The sequence below is a fragment of the Paraburkholderia sp. SIMBA_054 genome (genome assembly GCF_046534875.1).
Lineage (GTDB): Bacteria > Pseudomonadota > Gammaproteobacteria > Burkholderiales > Burkholderiaceae > Paraburkholderia > Paraburkholderia hospita.
Map to the genome: position 1 here is coordinate 1 of NZ_JAWRXV010000381.1, position 351 is coordinate 351.

The 351-nt window shown below is 72.9% G+C and carries 1 protein-coding gene; it reads left to right on the forward strand.

Going from position 1 to position 351, the window contains the following annotated elements; genetic code table 11:
• A partial coding sequence (locus SB822_RS55580) for an asparagine synthase-related protein (protein WP_410858907.1) occupies window positions 1–351 on the forward strand: 351 nt, incomplete at both ends.

Consider the following 351-nt stretch of genomic DNA (forward strand, 5'->3'; position numbering starts at 1 on the left):
CGGCATGCGGACGGGGAGGGCTCGCGCACCGGCGGCCTGGCCGCGCTTCTGGCCGAGGCCGGCGCGCGGGGCATCGGCGATGTCTACCGCAACCGGATCTCGCGCTGGCGGCAGCCGGCGGCAGCGGTACTCGACGCGCACGAGCCGGAGACCTTCTACAGCCTGGCCGATCCGCTGCATGGCGCAGGCAGCGCGGCCGACGCGATGATGCTGGCCGATTTTTCCTGCTACCTGCCCGACGACCTGCTGTGCAAGGTCGACCGCACCAGCATGGCGGTTGGCCTGGAAGCGCGCGCGCCGCTGCTGGACTGGCGCGTGGCCGAGTTCGCCTGGTCGCTGCCGCTGGCGATG